Raw genomic sequence first — 19,996 nt, 5'->3', positions numbered from 1 at the left:
CTAGAGTCCGGTCGGTGACCGAGAAGGCGCTGACGACGGCCGCGCAGGGCTGGGAAGAGCAGGCGCGGAACTGGATCGCCTGGGTGCGCAAGCCCGGTTTCGACTCGTACTGGCGCTACCGCGACGCGTTCTTCGCGCTGGTGCCGGCCGCCGGCCGGGCGACCCTCGACCTGGGGTGCGGCGAGGGTCGGGTGTCCCGCGACCTCGGTGGACGGGGTCACCGGGTGACCGGTGTCGACGCCTCGCCCACCCTGCTGGAGGCGGCGCGGCAGGCGGACCCCGGGGGGCGGTACCTGCTCGCGGACGCGGCCGGCCTGCCCTTGCCGGACGGTGGGTTCGACCTGGTGGTCGCTTACAACGTGCTCATGGACGTGGACGACCTGCCGGGCACCGTCGCGGAGATCGGCCGGGTGCTCGAGCCGGGCGGCAGGCTGTGCCTGTCGATCACCCACCCGATCACCAACACCGGCAGCCGCCGCGGCGGTCTGTTCGTCCTCGACCGCCCGTACTTCGGGCGCCACCGCTTCGAGGAGGAGGTCGAGCGGGACGGGATGCGGATGAGGTTCAGCGGTTGGAACCACCCGTTGAGCGCCTACGCGGAGGCCTTGGAGGACGCCGGTCTGCTGATCGAGGCCCTGCGGGAGCCGCGGGTCGGCGACGACGACGTCCCGTGGCACCTGTGGATCAGGGCGGTGCGCCCGCGCGCCTGACGGGGTCCGCGCGGGTCTGTCCGGGGATCAGTTCGCGGGTCGGGGACGCCACCGCTTCCACAGGGCCGTCGCCTCGGCGCGCGGCTTGCCGTCCCACACGAGCGAGACGTCCACCAGCATCTGCGCCTCGGCGGCCTCCCGGACCACCGCCCGCAGTTCCACCGGCTGCTCCAGGGGCGAGGGGCGCAGGTAGCGGACGTCCAGCCCGGCCGTCACGTAGGGCAGTGCGGCGCCGGGCAGGGCCGGCCAGCCGCGTCGCTCCGCCTCCAGGACGACGGCCGCCGCGCTGTGGCAGTCCAGGACGGTGCAGATGATGCCGCCGTTGAGGAAGCCCAGCCCGTTGTCGTGCTCGGGCCACGGGGTGAACGCGGCGGTCACCACGCCGTCGTCGCCGGGGTGGCTGCGCAGGCGCAGTCCTTTCGGGTTGCCGTGGCCGCAGCCGAAGCAGGGCAGGTCGGGGTAGAGGCGTTCCTGGATGCTGGTCACCGCGTCCACAGTAGAGGGACCCCCGGGTGGTGCGGTCGACACCCGTCCGGACGCAATCGGCGCGCAGGGGGTTGATCGGCGTCGTGCGGGGTAAGCGGACCAGGCCAAGGGACACCGCAGTCCGGGTGAGACACCGAGGAGGAACGATGGCCACCGGCGAGACCGGGTTCGACGACGTCAGCTACGACCTCATCTCCGTGCAGTACCACTCGCTCAAGGCGGGGCACGACTACGGCCAGTACGTCCGTGACGCGGAGAACGCGGGTCGGCAGGACATCGCCGACTTCTTCCGCCGGGTGATGGAGGAGGACTCGGCGCGGGCCAAGCAGTGCCACGAGTTCCTCAAGGACATGGCGGCCAGCGGCGACTCCGGTCCTGCGGTCGGCTGAGCCGCCCACCAGCGGTGGGGTCCAACCCCGAGTGGACCCCACCGCCGCTTCAGCACCCCGCGCCGGGTCAGAGCCCGCCGATCCAGTCGTCGCGGGGGCTGTCGTTGTCGCTGATCGCCGCGAGCGCGGTGAGCAGGAGCAGGCAGGGGACGGCGACCAGCACGAGCAGCGGCGCCGCGACCAGGCCGGCCGCCGCGCCCGGTGGCACCACCGCCCAGGTTTTCGTCCTCGCCGAGGTGAAGCCCCTCGTCAGCGCCGCTTCCAAGGCGAGCAGCACGGCGAGTCCCAGCAGGACCAGGGCGGCCTGCGTCCCCCGGCCCCAGAGCGTGGCGACGTCGCCGACGAAGCCGAGCGGGCCGGTGCCGTCGTCGATCAACGCGGTGCACAGGGCGTAGGCGGGTGCGCCGAGACCGGCGACGACCAGGCCGGTCCAGCCGGCGGTGCGGGTGGTGTGCGGGTTCTTCCGCTTCGCGTCCATGGCCCCACGGTCGCCATCCGGGTCTAACCTGGGGTGGAGATGCCTGGTAAGCACCACGACCGGGGGGTTCGGTGCAGGATTCCGCCGTGTACGACCTCGACGAGACCGACCGGGCGCTGGTCAACGTAGTCCAGGTCGCTCCGCGGGCCTCGTGGGCCGAGGTGGGGGCGGCGCTCGGCGTGGACCCGGCCACGGCCGCCCGCCGCTGGAATCGCCTGACCGGGGCCGGGGTGGTCCGGGTGACCGCGTACCCGCGCCTGGTGGGCTGGGCCCGGCACCGCTGCCTGGCGTTCGTCGAGGTCGACTGCGAGCCGGCGACCCGTGAGCGGGTGATCGCCGAGCTGGTCGGGGTGCCGCAGATCGCCTCCGTGACGATCGCCAGCAGCGGGCGCGACCTGTGCCTGACCGTTCTCACGCCGGACCTCGCGTCGCTGTCCACCCTGGTGCTGGGCCTGACCGGGGTTCGGGCCACCCGGACGCACCTGGTCACGCGGATGTTCGCCGAGGGCGGCGCGTGGCGGTTCGACTCGTTGACCGGCGGGCAGCGCGCGGTCCTGCGCGCACCGCCGCCGGTCGCCGGCGTCCTCGCCGACGCGGACCGGGACCTGCTGGTGGCGCTGGCCCCCGACGCGCGGTGCAGCGTCGCGGACCTCGCCGATCGCACCGGTACCAGCGCGTCCACCGCGCGCAGGCGGCTGGCCCGTGCCGTGCGCGACGGCACGCTGACGTTCCGGTGCGAGACCGCGCAGCCCGTCACCGGGTGGCCGGTGTCGGCGAGCTTCTGGGCCAGGGTGCCGCCGCACGGGCTGCGCGCCGTGGTGGACGGGCTCGCCGCGCTGCCGGAGGTCCGCATGTGCGCGGCGGTGACCGGCGCGGACAACCTGGTGATCAGCCTGTGGCTGCGGTCGCTGCCGGACAGCCGGCGCTTCGAGGAGCGGTTGTCCACCCACTTCCCGAGCCTGGCCGTGAACGACCGCACGATCGAGCTGCGCGCGGTCAAGCGGATGGGCTGCCTGCTCGCCCCCGACGGCCGCAGCACCTCCGTCGTGCCGGTCGACCCCTGGGCGGTCCGGCACGACGGCCGGCTGCCCGCACCGTGAGGAGCACCGGTTTGTCCGACACCGCGGGTTCCCGCCGCCGCTACGCCGTGGTCGGCGTGGGCCACCGCGCCGCGATGTACGTGGAGGCGCTCGCGTCCGAGTACGCCGACGACGGCGAGGTGGTGGCGTGGTGCGACCCGAGCCCGACCCGGATGTCCTACTACGACGCCGTCCTGGGACGCGCGCCGGCGCGCTACGCGCCCGAGCGGTTCGACGACCTGCTGCGCGAGCGGCGACCGGACGCGGTGGTCGTCACCTCGCCGGACGCCACCCACCACCGCTACGCCGTGGCCGCGCTGCGGGCGGGGTGCGACGTCGTGGTGGAGAAGCCGCTGACCACCACGGCCGAGGGCGCGCGGGCCATCGCCGAGGCGGCCCGCGACTCGGCGGGAAGGGTGGTGGTGACGTTCAACTACCGGTACTCGCCGCGCAACGGCGAGGTGCGCCGGCTGATCGCGGGGGGCGCGATCGGCGACGTGACCTCCGTGCACTTCGAGTGGGTGCTGGACACCGTGCACGGGGCCGACTACTTCCGGCGCTGGCACCGGGACAAGGCCGACTCCGGCGGCCTGCTGGTGCACAAGGCGAGCCACCACTTCGACTTGGTCCACTGGTGGTTGGGCGACGTGCCGCGGACGGTGTTCGCGCTGGGCGGCCTGCGGTTCTACGGAGCCGAGAACGCCGCCGCGCGCGGCCTCGGCCCGCGTCCGGAGCGCTCGACGGGCGCGGCGGGGGCGGGGACGGACCCGTTCGCCCTGGACCTGCGCGCCGACGACGTGCTGCGCAGGCTCTACCTGGAGGCCGAGCCGGACGACGGCTACCTGCGCGACCGCGACGTGTTCAGCGGGGGCATCACCACGGAGGACAACCTCTCGGTGGTCGTCGGCTACCGCTCGGGCGCGTCGATGAGCTACTCGCTCAACGCCCACTCGCCGTGGGAGGGCTACCGGGTGGCGGTCAACGGCACGGCGGGCAGGCTGGAGCTGGACGTGGTGGAACGCGGCCACGTGCCCCCGGTCGGCGCGGCGGGCCTGGTGGGCCGCCCGGTGGTGGACCCGAGCGCCACCCCGGAGCGCGCGGCCACCGCCGACCGCCCGATCACCGCCGACCCCCGTCCGCCCGGCGAACGGCTCCTGCTGCAACCCCACTGGTCCCCGGCCCGGCTGGTCGACGTCCCGCGGGGCGAAGGCGCCCACGGCGGGGGAGACGCCCGCCTGCTGGCCGACGTGTTCCGCCCGTCCGGCGTCGAAGACCCGCTGGGCCGCCGGGCCGGGCTCCGCGACGGCCTGCTCGCCGCCGGCGTGGGCATCGCGGCGAACCGCTCCCTGGACACCGGCCGGGCGGTGCGCCTCGCCGACCTGTTCCAGGAGGGGTGAACGCGGAAACCGGCTGCCGGTCGGACCGGCGCACCCCTGTGCCGCGAACCGGTGGGACCGGCGCGCTGTCCCCGCTGCCCGCTGCCCGCTGTCCGGTGTGCGCTGTCCGGTGTTTGTCGTCCGGCCGGGCCGCACCGACACCGGACAACCGATCCGCAGTACAACGGCGTCCGGGACCGATCGGGGAGCGGTTATGAGACTGGCGGCGGCCGTGGTCGTCATCGTGGTGGCCCTGGCGGCGGGGCTGGTGACCGACTGCGCCGCGTCCGGCGCACCGGCGTGTGGGAAGGTGGAGGCGAACCCGGAGCGGGTTCCCGGACGAGCGGCGCCGTACCCGGTCAGCGACAAGACGGCGTTCCGGGAGTCGTCGTGCACTGGATCGTCCTCCTCCTCTCCGCCGTGCTGGAAGCCGTGTGGGCCACCGCCCTGAGCAGGTCGGAGGGGTTCTCCAGGCTCTGGCCCACGGTCGTGTTCGCCATCGCCGCCGCCGGCAGCATGGGCGGTCTCGCGTACGCCATGCGCGGCCTGCCCGTGGGCACGGCGTACGCGGTGTGGGTCGGGATCGGCGCGGCCCTGACCGCCGGCTACGCCATGTGGTCAGGGACGGAGCCGGTGTCCCTGGTCAGGGCGCTGCTGCTGGCCGGGATCGTGGGCTGCGTGATCGGGCTCAAGCTCACCCACTGACCGCGGGGTTGACCTTCGGGTTACCCGAAGCCCGATGATGGCCGGGTGCCCGACCCCGAACTCCTCACCATCGGTGCCTTCGCCCGCTCCAGCGGGTTGACGGCCGGCGCGCTGCGCTTCTACGCCGACTCGGGCCTGTTGCCACCGGCCAGCGTGGACGATTCGTCCGGGTACCGCTACTACACCCGTGACCAGGCCGAACGCGCCGTGACGATCCGCCGCCTGCGCGAGGTCGACATGCCACTGGAGCTGATCGCCGAGGTCCTCGCGCCCGGCTCCCGCGATGCCGCCCGGATCATCGACGACCACGTGGCGCACCTCGCGCACCGCACCCGCCGGGCGTGGGAGACCGCCGCGGCGGTCAAGGCCGCGCTGGGCCTCGTGCCGTCGGCCCCCCGCGTGTGCCTCAACGGCCCGGTGTTCACCGCCGCCGTCGAGCAGGTCCTCACCGCCACCGCGCAGGAGCCGGAACTGCCCGTGCTCAACGGGGTGCGCGTCGAGGTGTCCGCCGACGGCGTCGTGCTCACCGCCACCGACCGGTACCGCCTGTCGACCCGCACCCTGGTCCCCACCGCGCCCAGCGAGGCCGACTGGGCGGTCACCGTCGACGCCGACGACCTGCGGTTGGCGCTGCCGTGGACGCGCCGCCGGCACGACCTGCGGGTGAGCACCCGCGCCGGCCGCGTCCACCTCCGGGGCGACGACGACGGCGATGCCCGCGAGTGCCGCACCCTGCCCGAACCGTTCCCCGACCACCGGCTGCTGCTGGCGTCCCTGCCGGAGGTGCGCACCCGCGTCCTCGTGGCCCGCAACGCCCTGCTGCGGGAGGTGGAGGCGCAGCACGACCACCGAGTCCGGCTCGACGTGCGCGGGTCCCGGGTCGTCGTCTCGTCCGCGGGGACCCCGCCCGCACCACCGGTCGCCGCCGTCGTCACCGGCCCGGCGCTCACGATCGGGTTCGCCACCACCACCCTGCACCCGGCGATCGGCACGGCGGTCGGCCCGGACGTGATGCTCGACTTCGCCGGCCCCCACGACCCCGTCGTCGTCCGCTCGGCCGACGACGGCGACCTCACCACCCTCGTCATGCCCCTCCGCGCGGAACCCGAAGGACGTGCCCGATGACCACCGCACCCACCGAAGACCCCACCATGGCCGAGATCACGGCGGCCGTGAGCCTCGGCCACACCGGCGACACCGCCGCCGCGCGCACGCGGCTGCTGGAGCTCTGGCGCCGGATCGGCCCGGTGGGCGACCCCTTCCACCGGTGCGTCCTCGCGCACTACGCGGCCGACCTCCACGACGACCCGGCGGAGGCCCTCGTCTGGGACGTCCGCGCGCTCGACGCCGCGCAGGTCCTCACCGACGACCGGGTCCAACGCCACCACGACGGCCTGCGCATCGCCGCCTTCCTCCCGTCGCTGCACCTCAACCTCGCCGACGGCTTCCGCAGGCTGGGCTCGTTCACCGCCGCGGCCGAGCACGTCTCCGCCGCCCGGCGCCACGAGCACACCCTCGGGGACGACGGCTACGGCACGATGATCCGGCGGGCGGTCGACGAGGTCGCCGAGGCGATCGAGCGCCGGTCCACCGGGAAGCGCGCGAGCGCGCCGGGGCCGGCCACCCGGTAGTTCAGACGACCTCGACGGTGACGGCCGCGGTGTGGGTGGAGCCGCCGTGCGAGAACTCCAGGAACAGCCGGTGCTCGCCGCGCTCGGCGAAGACGGCCTGGAACGACAGCCCGCCGCCGGTCAGCGGCACGCCCAGCGGTTCCAGCGGGTGCAGGTGGGTGGCCGACAGCAGCACGGTGTGAAAACCGGTCACGTGCCCGTAGGCGCCCAGGTGCGGGTCGAGCGCGCGCACCGGTTCGCCGTCCGGGGCGCGGACGGCGAACCGGAGCCGTTGCGGTCGCAGGGCGGTGGGCGTCACCGGCTCGTCGACGCGGGTCACCGTGTACCCGTCGGAGGTGACCGCCTCGACGTCCGGGGCCGGGACGGGGACCAGGGTCGTGTCGCCGGGCACGCTGAACGGCACGCCGAGCACGACCGGGTGGCGGGGGTCGGCGGTGTCGTGCGGCACGAACTCGACGAACATCCGGTACGCGCCCCCGTCGGGCAGGTCCAGGGCGGTGTGCCACTCGTCGCCCACGAGCGTCGGGTGCACGTGCCGGAAGACGTGCATGTCGTCGCGGACGGCGAAGAGGTGCAGCTGCTTGGTCTGGTTCTCGCGGAAGCCCGTGCGCGGCAGTCCGTCCGGGCCGATGACGCGGAACGCGACGGGCACGGCGTCCCCGCGCGTGCCCGGTGTCGTCACCTGTTCCAGGCGGTAGCCGCTCTCGTTGTCGGACAGGCCGTCGCCGTGCGCGGCGGGCACGAGGTCCGCCGCGCGCTGGTGCGTGGAGTGCGTCGCCGAGCCGGGTGGGGACGGGGTGGACAGCGCCAGCCCGCCCGCCACCACCACCGCCGCGGCGGCCACGACGAACACCCAGTCCGTGAACCGCAGGTCGCGCACGTCCCCCCCCTCGCGGGTTACCGGGAGGGGAGGTTGGGCCTGACCACGACCAGGCCCTGCTCGATGCCGTTCACCAGCACGATGCCGCTGGCGAAGTACGGGTAGTCGCTCCACGCCCCGTTGAACTTCGCGCTGTCGGACGCCGGGTGGATGTCGAAGTAGCCGACCTCGGTCAACCGCCCCGACGCGACCTGCGTGACGTCCAGGATGCGCAGGCCCGCCTGGTAGTTGGCCTGGTAGGTGTACCCGCCCTTGACGTACTGGTTGTGGTCGATCGCGGTGGCCGGAGAGCTGTAGGTGCCGGTGTGCACCGGGGACGACAGCCGCGCCAGGTCCCAGATGTAGGTCTTGGTGCGCTTGTCGGTGCCCCTCGACTCGTCCAGCTCGTCGTCCAGCAGGAAGTACCGCTGGTCCTCCGTCAGCCAGCCCTGGTGCGAGTACTGCGCGCCGGAGTAGCCCTTGCGCGAGATCTGCACCGGGGCGGACTTCGTGGTCACGTCGACGATGGTGAGCGTGTCCTCGTTGGCGTTGAAGCAGATCTCCCGCCCCCGGTAGGTGGTGTCCGGGCCGCGGTAGACCACGCACTGGGTGTCGTGCGTGTAGCCGTCCTGGGACACGCAGCCCGCCTTGACGGGGGACTTGGGGGTGCGGATGTCGACGATGTGCGGTCCGCCGCCGCACGTGTTGGAGCCGACCGCGTAGGCGAAGCCGGTCTCCTCGTTGATCGCGATGTTGTGCGCCGGGCCGAAACCCTTGTACAGGGCGTCCGCGGTGAACGTCTGCGGCGTCGTGATCGACCGCAGGCGGGTCAGGTCGAACACCTGCATGCCGTGGCCGGTGATGAAGTCGGCCACGATGAACGCGTGGTCCTGGTACACCTTCATGTCGCGCCAGCTGCTGCTGCCGCCGTTGGACGGCAGGTTGCCCAGGTACCTGGGCGATGTCGGCGTGCTCACGTCGACGAACGCGGTGCCGTTGGTGCGGCCGACGATCGCGTACTCCTTGCCGGAGGACGGGTCGGTCCAGCCCCAGACGTCGTTGCCGTTGCCGCCACCCATGCGCGACAGCGGCAGGACGCTGAGCAGGTCCACGTTCTCGCAGGGGTAGATGTCGGCCTTGCCGTCGACGCAGGGCACGCCGGCGGCGGTGCCGACCACGGCGTGCCGCTCGGCGGGGACGTGGTCCGCCATGAACGTGCGGGCCGCGGCCTGGCCCTCGGGGGTGTCGGGGTCGTGCGCGGACGCGGCCGTCATCGACAGCGCGACCAAGGAGGCCGTGAGCACGGCCAGCCCGGCTGTTCGCAGGATCCTCATGGGCAGCGCTCCTCGCCGGAAATGCCCGGACCGCTGGGGCCGTCCGGGAGCAGGGTTCCCGATCGAGTCCCACGGTAGGGGAGTGGCTACGGTGGGTGAACCGCCGATCGTCGGTTCTCCGGCGACTTCCCGTTCGTCCGGCGGGACATCAGCGCACGCGCGGCAGACGCCGGGTCGTGTCGTCGCCGGCCGGGGTGGGACGGGGAATGCGCTCCGTGACGTCCACCGCGCCCACGACGACCGTGTCCGCGTCCGGCGTCGGGGACGTCGACCCGGGCAGGAGCGGGCGGAAGCGGTCGACGAGCGCCACGGCGACCGGGCGGAAGGCGAGGGCCAGCAGGGGCGCGGCGGTGACGCCCAGCAGGTAGCCGACGGCCACGTCGTGCGGGTAGTGCACGCCCACGAACACCCGTGACAGCGCCATGATCGCGGCCAGCGGCAGCACCACGGGCGCCAGGCCGCGCCACGCGAGCACCAGCGCGCCCGCGCTCGCGGCGGCGATCGTGGCGTGGTTGCTGGGGAACGACCAGTCGCCCGCGGGCGGGCACTCGGCCAGCGCCAGCGCGCCCGCCACCGCCCGGCAGGGGCGTTCCTCCTCGATGAACGACTTGGCCGTCTCGCTGATCGCGTACGCGCCCACGGTCGCGAACGGCGCCAGCAGGGCCGGGGCCAGCGAACGGGACGGCGCCCGCCGGAGCCGCCAGGCGGCCAGCAGGAACAGCAGGGCGAACACGACCAGCCCGCCGTCGGTGCCCCACTCGGCGAAGCCCTGGAACCACAGCGGTGTCCCGGCGGCGAACTCGGTGATCGCGCGGTAGAGGTCGGCGCTGGTCTCGAACACTGCGGTGATCACGACGCCAAGGTTATTCACCTGCTCGTCGGCGTGTCGCAAGGTGGTCGTGATCCACCGTCCCCCGGTGTGGGGTATGGGAACCCGCCGACGTGCGCGGGCCGTGCCGGCGACCTCGGGCGTGCCGGCGCCCCACCGTTGGGCCAGGAGGCCGCAGGCCGTCCTTGCGGCACCCCGAAGCCGGTCATTTCGGGCACCGGACCGAGCCCGACGTGCGCGGACGGGTAGTCCACGCGACCGGGAACGATCAACCGGGCCCGGCATTCGGGTGACCCCTGTAATGAACCCGGTTCGCGCCGCGAAACGTCGATCGCAGCGATCCCTGCTCCCCGCTGCGCGCTGTGCCGCCCGACCGGCCGAGCCTCCCCGCGGCCGGGTTGTGCCCCTGCCCGCGACCCTCCCCCCGGTCCGAGGAGACGACGTGCCGCGCTCGACCAGACGCCTCGCCACCCTGCTCCTGGCACTCCTCACCGTCGCGGGCTCCGCCGCGGGGTACTCCACCGCCCAACCCGGGCCACAGCGGTCGCCGCTGCCGCAGCAGGCCGCCCGGTCGCAGGCCGCCCAACCACAGGTCGAACCACCGCCCGGCGCGGCGTCCTACGCCTACGACGCCCTCGGCCGGCTCACCGGCGTCGTCGCGGCGGACGGCTCGGTCGTCCGCTACCGCTACGACGCGGCGGGCAACACCACCGGCGTCGAACGGCTCGGCACGCCCGCCGTCGCGGTCCTGTCGGCCGTGCCCGGCAGGGTGCGCCCCGGCGACTCCGTCACGGTCACCGGCAAGGGCTTCACCGCCACCGGCACCAGCGCCCGGTTCAACGGCACGCCCGGCACGGTCACCTCCGCGACACCCGACCGGCTCGTCGTGACCGTCCCCGAGGGCGCCGGCAGCGGCCCGCTGTCGGTCACCTCGCCGAACGGCACGGCCGCGCTGGACGGCGTCGTGGTGATCGGCGACGACCGCCCCGCCCTCGCAGACTTCACGCCCAGGACCGCCCTCAGCGGCGCCGCGGTCACGCTCACCGTCGCCAACACCGACCCCGGGTTCGCCAACAACCTGGTGCGGGTCAACGGGCTGCTCGCCCCGGTCACCGCCCGCACCGACACGAGCCTGACGGTCACCGTCCCACCCGGCGCGGCGTCCGGCCCCGTCACGTTCAGCACCCCCGCCGGCACCGCGACCAGCGCCGGCGTCCTCGTCGTGCCGCCCGCGGGCGTCGCCCCGGAGAACATCGACTCGACCGCCGGCATCCCGGTCGACACCGCCACGCAGGTCGCCGTCCCCGCGGGCAAGTACGCCCTGCGGCACTTCCCGGCCGCCGACGGCGAGCGCTTCGCCGTGACGCTGACCGGCGGCACGTTCGGCTCGTGCAACCTCGAAGCCCGCGCCTACGACGAGCGCAACCGGCAGACCGGCTCGGCGTCGTGCCCCGGCACCAGCGGCTGGATCGAGACCGGCCCCGCCACCGGACCCGGCCTGCGGACCATCGTGCTGCGCAACACCTCGGCCAACGCGGGCACCATCTCGGTGACCGTGCACAAGGTGCCCGCCGACCTCGACGCGGGCCTCCAACCGCTGGACGGCACGCCGAAGCCGGTGACCACGACCCACCCCGGCCGCAACGCCTTCACCACCTTCGCCGGCACCGCCGGGCAGCGCGTCCTGATCCAGACCACCGGCACGTCGTCGTCGTTCGGCTGCTGCGACCTCGACTGGTGGCTGGCCGCCCCGGACGGCACGCGGGTGGGCAACGCCAAGTACAACAACAACACCCTCGACACCACGACCCTGCCGCAGACCGGCACCTACCGGATTCGGGTCGACCCCGCCCGCGGCCTCACCGGCGGCACCACGGTCAGCGCGTGGAACGTCCCGGACGACCTCGACGCGGGCGCCCAGGCCCTCGACGGCACGGCGCGGACGGTCACGACCGCGAACCCGGGCCAGAACGCCTACACGACGTTCACCGGCACCACCGGGCAGCGCGTGATCGTGCAGACCACCGGCACGTCGTCGTCGTTCGGCTGCTGCGACCTCGACTGGTGGCTGGCCGCCCCGGACGGCACGCGGGTGGGCAACGCCAAGTACAACAACAACACCCTCGACACGATCGCCCTGCCGCAGGACGGCACCTACCGCCTCGTCTTCAACCCGGCCGCCGCCCTGGTCGGCGGCACGACGGTGAAGGCGTGGACCGTCCCCGCAGACCTGGACGCGGGTGCGCAGCCGACCGACGGCACGGGGAAGACCGTCACGTTCGCGAACCCGGGTCAGAACGCCTACACGACGTTCTCCGGCACCACGGGGCAGCGCGTTCTGATCCAGACGAGCGGCACGTCGTCGTCGTTCGGCTGCTGCGACCTCGACTGGTGGCTGGCCGCCCCGGACGGCACGCGGGTGGGCAGTGCGAAGTACAACAACAACACCCTCGACACCATCGCCCTGCCGCAGGACGGCACCTACCGCGTCCACTTCAACCCGGCGAGCACGCTCGTCGGCAGCACGACGGCCAAGGTCTGGACGGTGCCCGCCGACGCCGACGCGGGCGCGCAGCCGACCGACGGCACGGGGAAGACCGTCACGTTCGCGAACCCGGGTCAGAACGCCTACACGACGTTCTCCGGCACCACGGGTCAGCGCGTTCTGATCCAGACGAGCGGCACGTCGTCGTCGTTCGGGTGTTGCGACCTCGACTGGTGGCTGGCCGCCCCGGACGGCGCGCGGGTGGGCGGCGCGAAGTACAACAACAACACCCTGGACACCATCGCCCTGCCGCAGGACGGCACGTACCGGATCGACCTCAACCCGGCCGCGGCCCTGACCGGCAGCACGACGATCAAGGCGTGGACCGTCCCCGCAGACCTGGACGCGGGTGCGCAGCCGACCGACGGCACGGGGAAGACCGTCACGTTCGCGAACCCGGGTCAGAACGCCTACACGACGTTCTCCGGCACCACGGGGCAGCGCGTTCTGATCCAGACGAGCGGCACGTCGTCGTCGTTCGGTTGCTGCGACCTGGACTGGCAGTTGACCGCCCCCAACGGCGCGCGCGTGGGCAGTGCGAAGTACAACAACAACACCCTGGACACCATCGCCCTGCCGCAGGACGGCACGTACCGGATCGACCTCAACCCGGCCGCCGCCCTGACCGGCAGCACGACGATCAAGGCGTGGACCGTCCCCGCAGACCTGGACGCGGGCGCGCAGCCGACCGACGGCACGGGGAAGACCGTCACGTTCGCGAACCCGGGTCAGAACGCCTACACGACGTTCTCCGGCACCACGGGGCAGCGCGTTCTGATCCAGACGAGCGGCACGTCGTCGTCGTTCGGCTGCTGCGACCTGGACTGGCAGTTGACCGCCCCCAACGGCGCGCGCGTGGGCAGTGCGAAGTACAACAACAACACCCTGGACACCATCGCCCTGCCGCAGGACGGCACGTACCGGATCGACCTCAACCCGGCCGCGGCCCTCACCGGCGGCACCACCGTCAAGACCTGGACCGTGCCGAACGACCTCGACCTCGGCACGCTCCCGCTGAACGGCACCGCCACACCGGTCACCTTCACCAACCCCGGCCAGGACGCCTACGCGATCTTCACCGGCGCGGCGAACCAGCGCGTGGTGATCCAGTCCTCCGGCACGTCGTCGTCGTTCGGTTGCTGCGACCTGGACTGGCAGCTCAACGGCCCCAGCGGCGCCCGGATCGGCGCGGCCAAGTACGGCAACTCCACGCTCGACGTCACGCTGCCCTCGGCCGGCGCCTACCGGCTCGTCGTGATGCCGACGGGGGCGCTGCTCGGCTCCGTCACGTTCACCGCCTCCCTGCCCGCCGGCGCGGCCACCGCCACCACCGAGGTGACCGAACCCCAGGCCCAGGCCCAGGCCCAGGCCCAGGCCCAGGTCCGATTCCCCCGACCCCGCAAACCGGACGACGCGCCGCACGTCGACGACCCGAGGCCCGCGAAGACCGAGCCGGGGCGCGTGCCCGCCGACCTGCGCTCGCCGAACGCCGCCACCCCCGACGCCGCGCCCGAACCCGACCTCGACCCGGCCTGGTCCCCGGACCAGGGCAACCTCGACGGCGTCGACTGGTCGACCCGCCGCGCCGCCCCCGCACCCGTGCAGGACCTCGTGGCGCCGCCCGGCACGACGGCCGTCAGCGGCCACGTCAGGGACCTCGACGGCGCGCCGCTCGCCGGCATCCCGGTGCGCGTCGACTCGGTGCGCACCACCACCGACGCGCAGGGCCGCTTCCTGCTCGCGGACGTCCGCGAGAACGCCACCACGGTCGTCGTGGACGGGTACGCGGCCGGGAAGGTCAAGTTCGGCACGTTCCGCATCCGCGCCCGGATCACGGCCGGTACCACCACGCCGCTCGACGCGACGGTGTGGTTGCCGCGCCTGGACATGCGCAACACGGTGGAGATCGGCGCGCCGACCACCGAGGAGACCGTGCTGACCACGCCCGACGTGCCGGGCCTGGAGGTGCGCGTCCCGGCGGGGTCCGTGGTGCGCGACCAGGACGGCAACGTGGTGCGCGAGCTGGGCATCACCGCCATCCCGGTCGACCGGCCGCCGTACCCGCTGCCGCGCAACGGGATCGTGCCGACGTACTTCACCGTGCAGCCCGGCGGAACGTCGATCTTCCCCGACGGCGCGTCGGTGGTGTACCCGAACTACACCGACCTGCCGCCCGGCACCGAGGTCGACTTCTGGAACTACGACCCCACCGACAAGGGCTGGTACGTCTACGGCAAGGGCCGCGTCAACGACGACGGCACCCGCGTGGTGCCGGACGAGAAGACGCGCCTGTGGACGCTCGACGGCGCGATGTTCAACACGCCCGGCAACCCGAAGCCGGACAAGCCGTGGTGGCAGGACCTGATCGACAAGCTGTCCGGCGACCCGGTCGACCTGTCCACGGGCCTGCTCACCGACGCGCACACCGACCTCGGCCTGAACGACACCCTGCCCATCGCGCTGACCCGCCAGTACTGGCAGGGCGACGGCAAGGTCCGCGAGTTCGGCCTGAACTCCGGCGCCGACTTCAACATGTTCCTGGCCTCCGAGCAGCAGTACCAGGAGGTGGACCTCTACACGCCCGGCGGCGGACGGGCGCACTACGTGCGGACCTCGCCCGGCACCGGCTACGGCGACGCCGTGTTCGGCGCGGTCGGCTCACCCGGCCGGTTCACCGGCTCCACCATCGCCCAGGCCGACGGCGACTGGGTGCTGACCCTGCGCGACGGCACGAAGTACTTCTTCCCCTGGTACGCCAGGCCGCGCGCGATGCAGGACCGCAACGGCAACCAGGTCACGTTCACCCGGACCGGCGGCGCGAACGGCGAGGTCACCCGGATCACCTCGCCCAACGGGCGCTGGATCGCGCTGGAGTACGACGCGACCAACCGGGTCAGCCGGGCGCGCGACAACATCGGCCGCACCACCGCCTACACCTACGACGCGGCGGGCAGGCTCGCCACCGTCACCGACGTGGCGGGCAAGGTCACCACCTACGCCTACGACGGTGCGAACCGGATCACCCGGATCACCGACGCCAGGGGAGTGGCCTACCTCGACGTCGCCTACGACGCGAACGGCCGCGTGCGGCGGCAGGACCTCGCCGACGGCGGCACGTTCCACTTCGCCTACACCCTCGACGCGGCGGGCGCGATCACCGAGACGCGGGTGACCCAGCCCAACGGGTCCGTGCGCCGGGTCGTCTTCGACGCCAACCACATGGTGGCGTCCGACACCGCGGCCCACGGCACGCCGCTGGCCCGCACCACCACCTACGTGCGAGGCCCGGACAACCGGGTCGACGCGGTGGTCGACCCGTACGGCAGGCGCACCGAGTACACCTACGACGCCGGCGGGCGGATCACCGCGATCACCGGGCTCGCGGGCACCGGTGACGCGTTCACCAGCGGCACGGCCGCGTACGGGACGTTCGACCGGCCGACGTCCACCACCGACGCCGACGGCGCGACCACCACCTACACCTACGACGCGAAGGGCAACCCGCTCACCGCCACCGACCCGGCGGGCCGCGTCACCACCACCACGTGGACCTCGTCCGGCCAGGTCGCGACGGTGACCGACCCCGGCGGCGCGGTCACCAGGTTCACCTACGAGGCGGGTGGCGCGGTGACGGCCACCGACCCGCTGGGCCGCACCGCGAAGCACTTCGTGGACGCGGCGGGCCGCCTCGCGCAGGAGACCGACCCGTCCGGCGCGGCCACGCTGACCGCCTACGACGCCCTCGACCAGCCGGTCGCCGTCACCGACGCGCTGGGCGGCGTGAGCCGCTTCGGCTACGACGACGGCGGCAACCTGACGTCGTACACCGACCAGCGGGGCAAGGTCACCCGGTGGTCCTACGACGGCCAGGACCGGCCGGTGTCCACGACCGACCCGCTCGGCCGCACCGCCACCACCACCTACGACGCGGCGGGCCGGCCCACGGCCTCGGTCACTCGCTCCGGCAAGCGCACCGAGACCGCCTACGACGCGCTCGACCGGCCGACCGGGACCAGGTTCGGCGTCACGGGCGCGTCCGCGCAGGAGTCGCAGCTCACCTACACCTACGACGCGCTCGACCGCCTGGCCGTGCTGGAGGACAGCGCGGGCGGCACGCTCACCCACGCCTACGACGCCCGTGACCGCCTCGTCGCCGTGACCGGCCCGAACGGCACGGTCGGCCGCGGGTACGACGCGGCGGGCAGGCAGACGTCCACCAGCGTCGCCGGGCTGCCCGACACCACCTACTCCTACGACGCGTCCGGCGCGTTCACCGGCGTCAGCCGGGGCGGCGACACCACCACCGCCACCAGGGACGCGGCGGGCCGGGTGGCCGTGCTGACCCTGCCGGGCGGGTGGACGCAGACCTACACCCACGACGCCGCGGGCCAGGTCACCGGCATCGCCTACGCCCACCAGGGCACGCCGAAGGGCGGGATCGGCTACACCTACGACGCCAGTGGCCGCCGCACGTCCGTCACCGGCAGCCTCGCCGGCGTCGCCCTCCCGGCGGCGCGGGCCGACCTGACCTACGACGACGCCAACCGCCTCACCTCGGCGGGCGGCACGGCGCTGACCTACGACGCCGACGGCAACCTGACCGGCGACGGCACCACCACCTACACGTGGAACGCGCGCGGCCGGCTCACCGGCACCAGCCGGGTCGGCCTCACCGCCGCGTTCGCCTACGACGCGGCGGGCACCCGCACCACCCGCGCGGTCGGCGGCGTCACGACGAGGTTCGTCACCGACGGCGCGAACGCCGTCGCGGAGCTGGACGCGGCGGGCGCGGTGACCGGGTCGCTGCTGTCCGCCGGCACGGACCAGTGGTTCGCGCGCACCGCGGCGGGCGTCACCGACACGACGTTGACCGACGCGCTCGGCTCGCCGGTCGCGCTGGGCCGCGCGGACGGGACCACGGCCGCCACCACGGCCTACGACCCGTTCGGCGTGCCGACCACCACCGGCGACCGGCGGGGCTCGGACCTGGCGTTCACCGGGCGGCAGGACGACGGCACCGGGCTGAGCCACCACCGGGCGCGGTACTACAGCCCGGCGTTGCAGCGGTTCATCTCCGAGGACCCGATCGGCATCGCGGGCGGCACGAACCTCTACGCCTACGCCGCGAACTCGCCCACCAACCTCACCGACCCGTCCGGCCACAACCCGCTGCTGGTGGGCTGCCTGGTCGGCGGGCTGCTCGAAGGCGGCATGAACTACGCGGGCCAGCGCCTGTCCGGTCGCAAGGTCGACTGGGGCTGGGGCGGCGTGGGCGGCGCGGCGGCGGGCGGGTGCGCGATGGGCGCCCTCGGCGGAGCGCTGTCCGGGCTGGGCAAGGCGTCCAAGGCGATGCCGCCGTTCCCGAACGCGCTGACGCAGGGCCGCAACGCCGAGGCGGGCGTGGACGTCTACCGGGGCATCCGCAACGGCGACTCGGTGTACTCCGGCATCACCAACAACGTCTCCCGACGCGCCGGCGAGCACGCCGGCAAGGCGTTCGACCACCTGGAGACGGTGACCCGCAACGGTTCGGTGACCCGCGGCGAGGCGCGTGCCATCGAGCAGGCGCTGATCAGCCGCCACAAGGGGGAGAACAAGATCAACAGCATCAGCCCCAAGCACCCCTACTACGATCAGGCCGTGAACTGGGGTGAGGCGTGGTTGAACCGCAACGGGTACCCGAGGTGAACCTGGTCGCGGGACCGGGTTCGCGCAAGGCGGTGCGCGCGGGCGACGTGTTCGCGCTCCACCTGGCCGACGGGAGGTTCCTGTTCGGCCGGGTGGTGGCCGCCGACCTGCCGCGCGAGCGCGCGCCGATGCCCGGCGCGAACCTGGTCTACGTCTACGGCCCGCCGTCGGACGAGCCCGTGCCCGACCTCGCGCGGCTGCGCCCGGACGCCCTGCTGATCCCGCCGCTGTTCATCAACCGGCTGCCGTGGTCGAAGGGCTACTTCCGCCCGGTCGCGCACCACGACCTCGCCGAGGGCGACGTGCTGGCGCACCACTGCTTCCGCACCGCGGACGGGCAGCACCTCGACGAGCGCGGCGCGCCCGTCGCGCGCCGCACCGAGCCGTGCGGCACGTGGGGCCTGGCGGGGTACGTGGCGGTGGACCGCCAGGTGGGGCGGGCGCTGGGCCTGCCCGTCGTGGGCTACACCTGATGAGCCCGACCCGGCGCACCTTCCTGGCGGGGGCCGTGCTCACCGCCCTGACCGGGTGCGGATCGCCCGCCCCCGGACCGGACCGGACCGAGGTGGACCGGACCGGCGTGGACCGGACCGCGCACCCGGCGCTGCGGCGACCGGGCCGGGCGGGCGCGGTGGCGTTCCTGCGCACGGGCGCGGCCGGTCCGCTGCGGGAGCTGCGCGGCGAGCCGGACGTCCTGGTCGGCCTCGGCGCGCGCCTGTCGCCCACCACGCCGGGTCTGACCGCGATGCCCCCGTTCCCGGGCGAGGTGCTGCTGCCCGAGCGCGCGAACACCGACGCGTTCCTCCAGGTGGAGGGCGACGACGAGGCGGCGTGCGCGGACCGGCTGACCGAGCTGTGCGACGCCCTGCCGGACGTGGAGGTCACCTGGCGGACCCCGGTCCGGCGGGACACCGTGGACGACGCGCTCCAGCGCAACCCGTTCGGCTTCGTCGAGGGCCAGACCAACGACCGGTCGATCCTGCTGCCCACCGGCGAGGCCCTGCTGGCGGTCCGGGTGATCCGCCTGGCGCACCGGCTGTGGGACCACGACACCGGGGAGCGGCAGAGCCGGATCGTCGGCCGCCGGCCGGACGGCACGTGGCTGGACGGCACCCCGCCGCACGAGGTCCCGGACCTCGCCGCCGACCCGACCGGCGCGGTGATCCCGCTGGACTCGCACGTCCGGGCGATGAACCCCCGCACGCCCGGCGCGCCGTCGCCGCGCATGCTCCGCAGGTCGTGGTCCTACCAGGCGCCGCCGACCCCGCAGGGCACCCCCGACGAGGGCGTGCTGTTCATGGCCTTCCAGGACGACTACGCCACCGGCTTCGCCCTCGCCCAGTCGCGGATGCCGGCGGACGCGCTCGCCCCCTACCTCCTCGCGGTCGGCGGCGGCTACTTCGCCGTGCCGTCCCCGGGCTGACGGGCGCCCAGCGCGCCCAGCGGGTGCTCGGCCAGGCGGTCGAGGTGATCCGGCTCCAGGCCGAGGCCGGCGGGCGGCTCGCCACGCTCGACCGACCGGCGGCGGTGCAGCGCGCTCTTGCCCACGCCTACCCCGCTCGGTGCGGGATGGGGACCCGGGTCTCCTCGATCGGACGGAACGGCATCGTCCCGTCCGACTCACGTCGGACGGGACCGTATCGTCCACGCGGGTGACCCGCGTCACCCGCCGCTCAGCGCCCGTGGAGCCCGTGCCGCGCCGCGGTGTCCCACCACTGCTGGAGGAGGCCGGCGGTGGGCTGCTGCTCGGGGATGCGCTGCTCGGCGACGTCGGGACGCCCGCGCCGTGCGGTGGTGTGCCGGTTCACCGGTCCGAAGTGGGTCTCGAACAGCGCGTCGAAGATCGGAGTGGTCATGCGCACATGGTCCGAAGACCGACGCGCGCCG

17 protein-coding genes and 1 riboswitch are annotated in these 19,996 nt (G+C 73.9%); of the genes, 10 read left to right on the top strand and 7 right to left on the bottom strand.

The features are described from left to right. Positions 1-14 precede the first annotated feature (14 nt). Positions 15-710, top strand: a complete 696-nt coding sequence (locus CKY47_RS13385) for a class I SAM-dependent methyltransferase (RefSeq protein ID WP_306746082.1) — start codon at positions 15-17, stop codon at positions 708-710. Positions 711-737: 27 nt separating this feature from the next. Here CKY47_RS13385 and CKY47_RS13380 read toward each other — a convergent pair whose 3' ends face one another. Beyond that, positions 738-1,196, bottom strand: a complete 459-nt coding sequence (locus CKY47_RS13380; protein WP_306746081.1) for a PaaI family thioesterase — start codon at positions 1,194-1,196, stop codon at positions 738-740. A gap of 146 nt (positions 1,197-1,342) precedes the next feature. On the opposite strand from CKY47_RS13380, the gene CKY47_RS13375 reads away from it, so the two are divergent. Beyond that, the gene (locus tag CKY47_RS13375; RefSeq protein ID WP_306746080.1) at positions 1,343-1,585 is read left to right on the top strand and encodes an acyl carrier protein; all 243 of its coding nucleotides are present in this window, start codon (positions 1,343-1,345) and stop codon (positions 1,583-1,585) included. Between the two features lie 67 nt (positions 1,586-1,652). Here CKY47_RS13375 and CKY47_RS13370 read toward each other — a convergent pair whose 3' ends face one another. Further along, positions 1,653-2,063: a hypothetical protein gene (locus tag CKY47_RS13370; protein ID WP_306746079.1), complete on the bottom strand. Its 411-nt coding sequence runs from the start codon at positions 2,061-2,063 to the stop codon at positions 1,653-1,655. An 86-nt stretch (positions 2,064-2,149) separates the two neighbouring features. Between CKY47_RS13370 and CKY47_RS13365 the strand changes: the two genes are divergently transcribed. The 5 genes from CKY47_RS13365 (at position 2,150) to CKY47_RS13345 (ending at position 6,854) form a co-directional block, all read left to right on the top strand. Then, positions 2,150-3,163 carry an Lrp/AsnC family transcriptional regulator gene (locus CKY47_RS13365; RefSeq protein WP_306746078.1) on the top strand — a complete coding sequence of 338 codons (1,014 nt, stop codon included), beginning with the start codon at positions 2,150-2,152 and terminating at the stop codon, positions 3,161-3,163. An 11-nt stretch (positions 3,164-3,174) separates the two neighbouring features. After that, complete coding sequence (locus CKY47_RS13360) at positions 3,175-4,539, top strand: Gfo/Idh/MocA family protein (protein ID WP_306746077.1); 1,365 nt, start codon at positions 3,175-3,177, stop codon at positions 4,537-4,539. A 294-nt stretch (positions 4,540-4,833) separates the two neighbouring features. Next, positions 4,834-4,898: riboswitch (guanidine-III (ykkC-III) riboswitch) on the top strand. 10 nt (positions 4,899-4,908) lie between these two features. Next, a complete protein-coding gene (locus tag CKY47_RS13355) occupies positions 4,909-5,223 on the top strand; it encodes a DMT family transporter (RefSeq protein WP_306746076.1) in 315 nt (104 codons plus the stop codon). 45 nt (positions 5,224-5,268) lie between these two features. Next, positions 5,269-6,348: a DNA polymerase III subunit beta family protein gene (locus CKY47_RS13350; RefSeq protein WP_306746075.1), complete on the top strand. Its 1,080-nt coding sequence runs from the start codon at positions 5,269-5,271 to the stop codon at positions 6,346-6,348. Beyond that, positions 6,345-6,854, top strand: coding sequence for a hypothetical protein (locus CKY47_RS13345; protein ID WP_306746074.1), 510 nt, complete (start codon positions 6,345-6,347; stop codon positions 6,852-6,854). The genes CKY47_RS13350 and CKY47_RS13345 overlap by 4 nt, the downstream gene beginning before the upstream one ends. Before the next feature lies 1 nt (position 6,855). Here CKY47_RS13345 and CKY47_RS13340 read toward each other — a convergent pair whose 3' ends face one another. The 3 genes from CKY47_RS13340 to CKY47_RS13330 form a co-directional block, all read right to left on the bottom strand. Next, the gene (locus CKY47_RS13340) at positions 6,856-7,734 is read right to left on the bottom strand and encodes a DUF8832 domain-containing protein (protein ID WP_306746073.1); all 879 of its coding nucleotides are present in this window, start codon (positions 7,732-7,734) and stop codon (positions 6,856-6,858) included. Between the two features lie 17 nt (positions 7,735-7,751). Next, on the bottom strand, positions 7,752-9,047 hold the full coding sequence (locus CKY47_RS13335) for a choice-of-anchor B family protein (RefSeq protein WP_306746072.1): 1,296 nt from the start codon (positions 9,045-9,047) through the stop codon (positions 7,752-7,754). A gap of 148 nt (positions 9,048-9,195) precedes the next feature. Beyond that, positions 9,196-9,900 (bottom strand): phosphatase PAP2 family protein, encoded by a 705-nt coding sequence (locus CKY47_RS13330; RefSeq protein ID WP_306746071.1) that lies wholly within the window; start codon positions 9,898-9,900, stop codon positions 9,196-9,198. A gap of 418 nt (positions 9,901-10,318) precedes the next feature. Between CKY47_RS13330 and CKY47_RS13325 the strand changes: the two genes are divergently transcribed. From CKY47_RS13325 to CKY47_RS13315, 3 genes are read left to right on the top strand one after another with little or no spacing between them, the layout of a single operon-like run. Beyond that, positions 10,319-18,109 carry an RHS repeat-associated core domain-containing protein gene (locus tag CKY47_RS13325; protein ID WP_306746070.1) on the top strand — a complete coding sequence of 2,597 codons (7,791 nt, stop codon included), beginning with the start codon at positions 10,319-10,321 and terminating at the stop codon, positions 18,107-18,109. After that, complete coding sequence (locus CKY47_RS13320) at positions 18,079-18,582, top strand: immunity 26/phosphotriesterase HocA family protein (RefSeq protein WP_306746069.1); 504 nt, start codon at positions 18,079-18,081, stop codon at positions 18,580-18,582. Before CKY47_RS13325 ends, CKY47_RS13320 begins: the two co-directional genes overlap by 31 nt. Further along, entirely contained in the window at positions 18,582-19,532 is a 951-nt protein-coding gene (locus CKY47_RS13315) for a Dyp-type peroxidase (RefSeq protein ID WP_306746068.1), read from the top strand. Before CKY47_RS13320 ends, CKY47_RS13315 begins: the two co-directional genes overlap by 1 nt. On the opposite strand, the gene CKY47_RS13310 is transcribed toward CKY47_RS13315, so the two are convergent. Further along, positions 19,505-19,657 carry a hypothetical protein gene (locus CKY47_RS13310; protein ID WP_306746067.1) on the bottom strand — a complete coding sequence of 51 codons (153 nt, stop codon included), beginning with the start codon at positions 19,655-19,657 and terminating at the stop codon, positions 19,505-19,507. The genes CKY47_RS13315 and CKY47_RS13310 overlap by 28 nt on opposite strands. A gap of 125 nt (positions 19,658-19,782) precedes the next feature. Continuing rightward, positions 19,783-19,965: a hypothetical protein gene (locus CKY47_RS13305; protein WP_306746066.1), complete on the bottom strand. Its 183-nt coding sequence runs from the start codon at positions 19,963-19,965 to the stop codon at positions 19,783-19,785. Between the last annotated feature and the right edge of the window lie 31 nt (positions 19,966-19,996).

This window comes from Saccharothrix longispora (assembly GCF_030852425.1).
Classification (GTDB): domain Bacteria; phylum Actinomycetota; class Actinomycetes; order Mycobacteriales; family Pseudonocardiaceae; genus Actinosynnema; species Actinosynnema longispora.
The sequence above is the reverse complement of the archived record's forward strand: the minus strand, read 5'-3'. Positions and strand labels throughout refer to the sequence as shown.

Excerpts from the sequence above, each read along its gene's own strand:
- CKY47_RS13375 (WP_306746080.1), top strand. The coding sequence starts at position 1,343 with ATGGCCACCGGCGAGACCGGGTTCGACGACGTCAGCTACGACCTCATC.
- CKY47_RS13345 (WP_306746074.1), top strand. The coding sequence starts at position 6,345 with ATGACCACCGCACCCACCGAAGACCCCACCATGGCCGAGATCACGGCG.
- CKY47_RS13315 (WP_306746068.1), top strand. The coding sequence starts at position 18,582 with ATGAGCCCGACCCGGCGCACCTTCCTGGCGGGGGCCGTGCTCACCGCC.
- CKY47_RS13305 (WP_306746066.1), bottom strand. The coding sequence starts at position 19,965 with ATGACCACTCCGATCTTCGACGCGCTGTTCGAGACCCACTTCGGACCG.
- CKY47_RS13370 (WP_306746079.1), bottom strand. The coding sequence starts at position 2,063 with ATGGACGCGAAGCGGAAGAACCCGCACACCACCCGCACCGCCGGCTGG.
- CKY47_RS13335 (WP_306746072.1), bottom strand. The coding sequence starts at position 9,047 with ATGAGGATCCTGCGAACAGCCGGGCTGGCCGTGCTCACGGCCTCCTTG.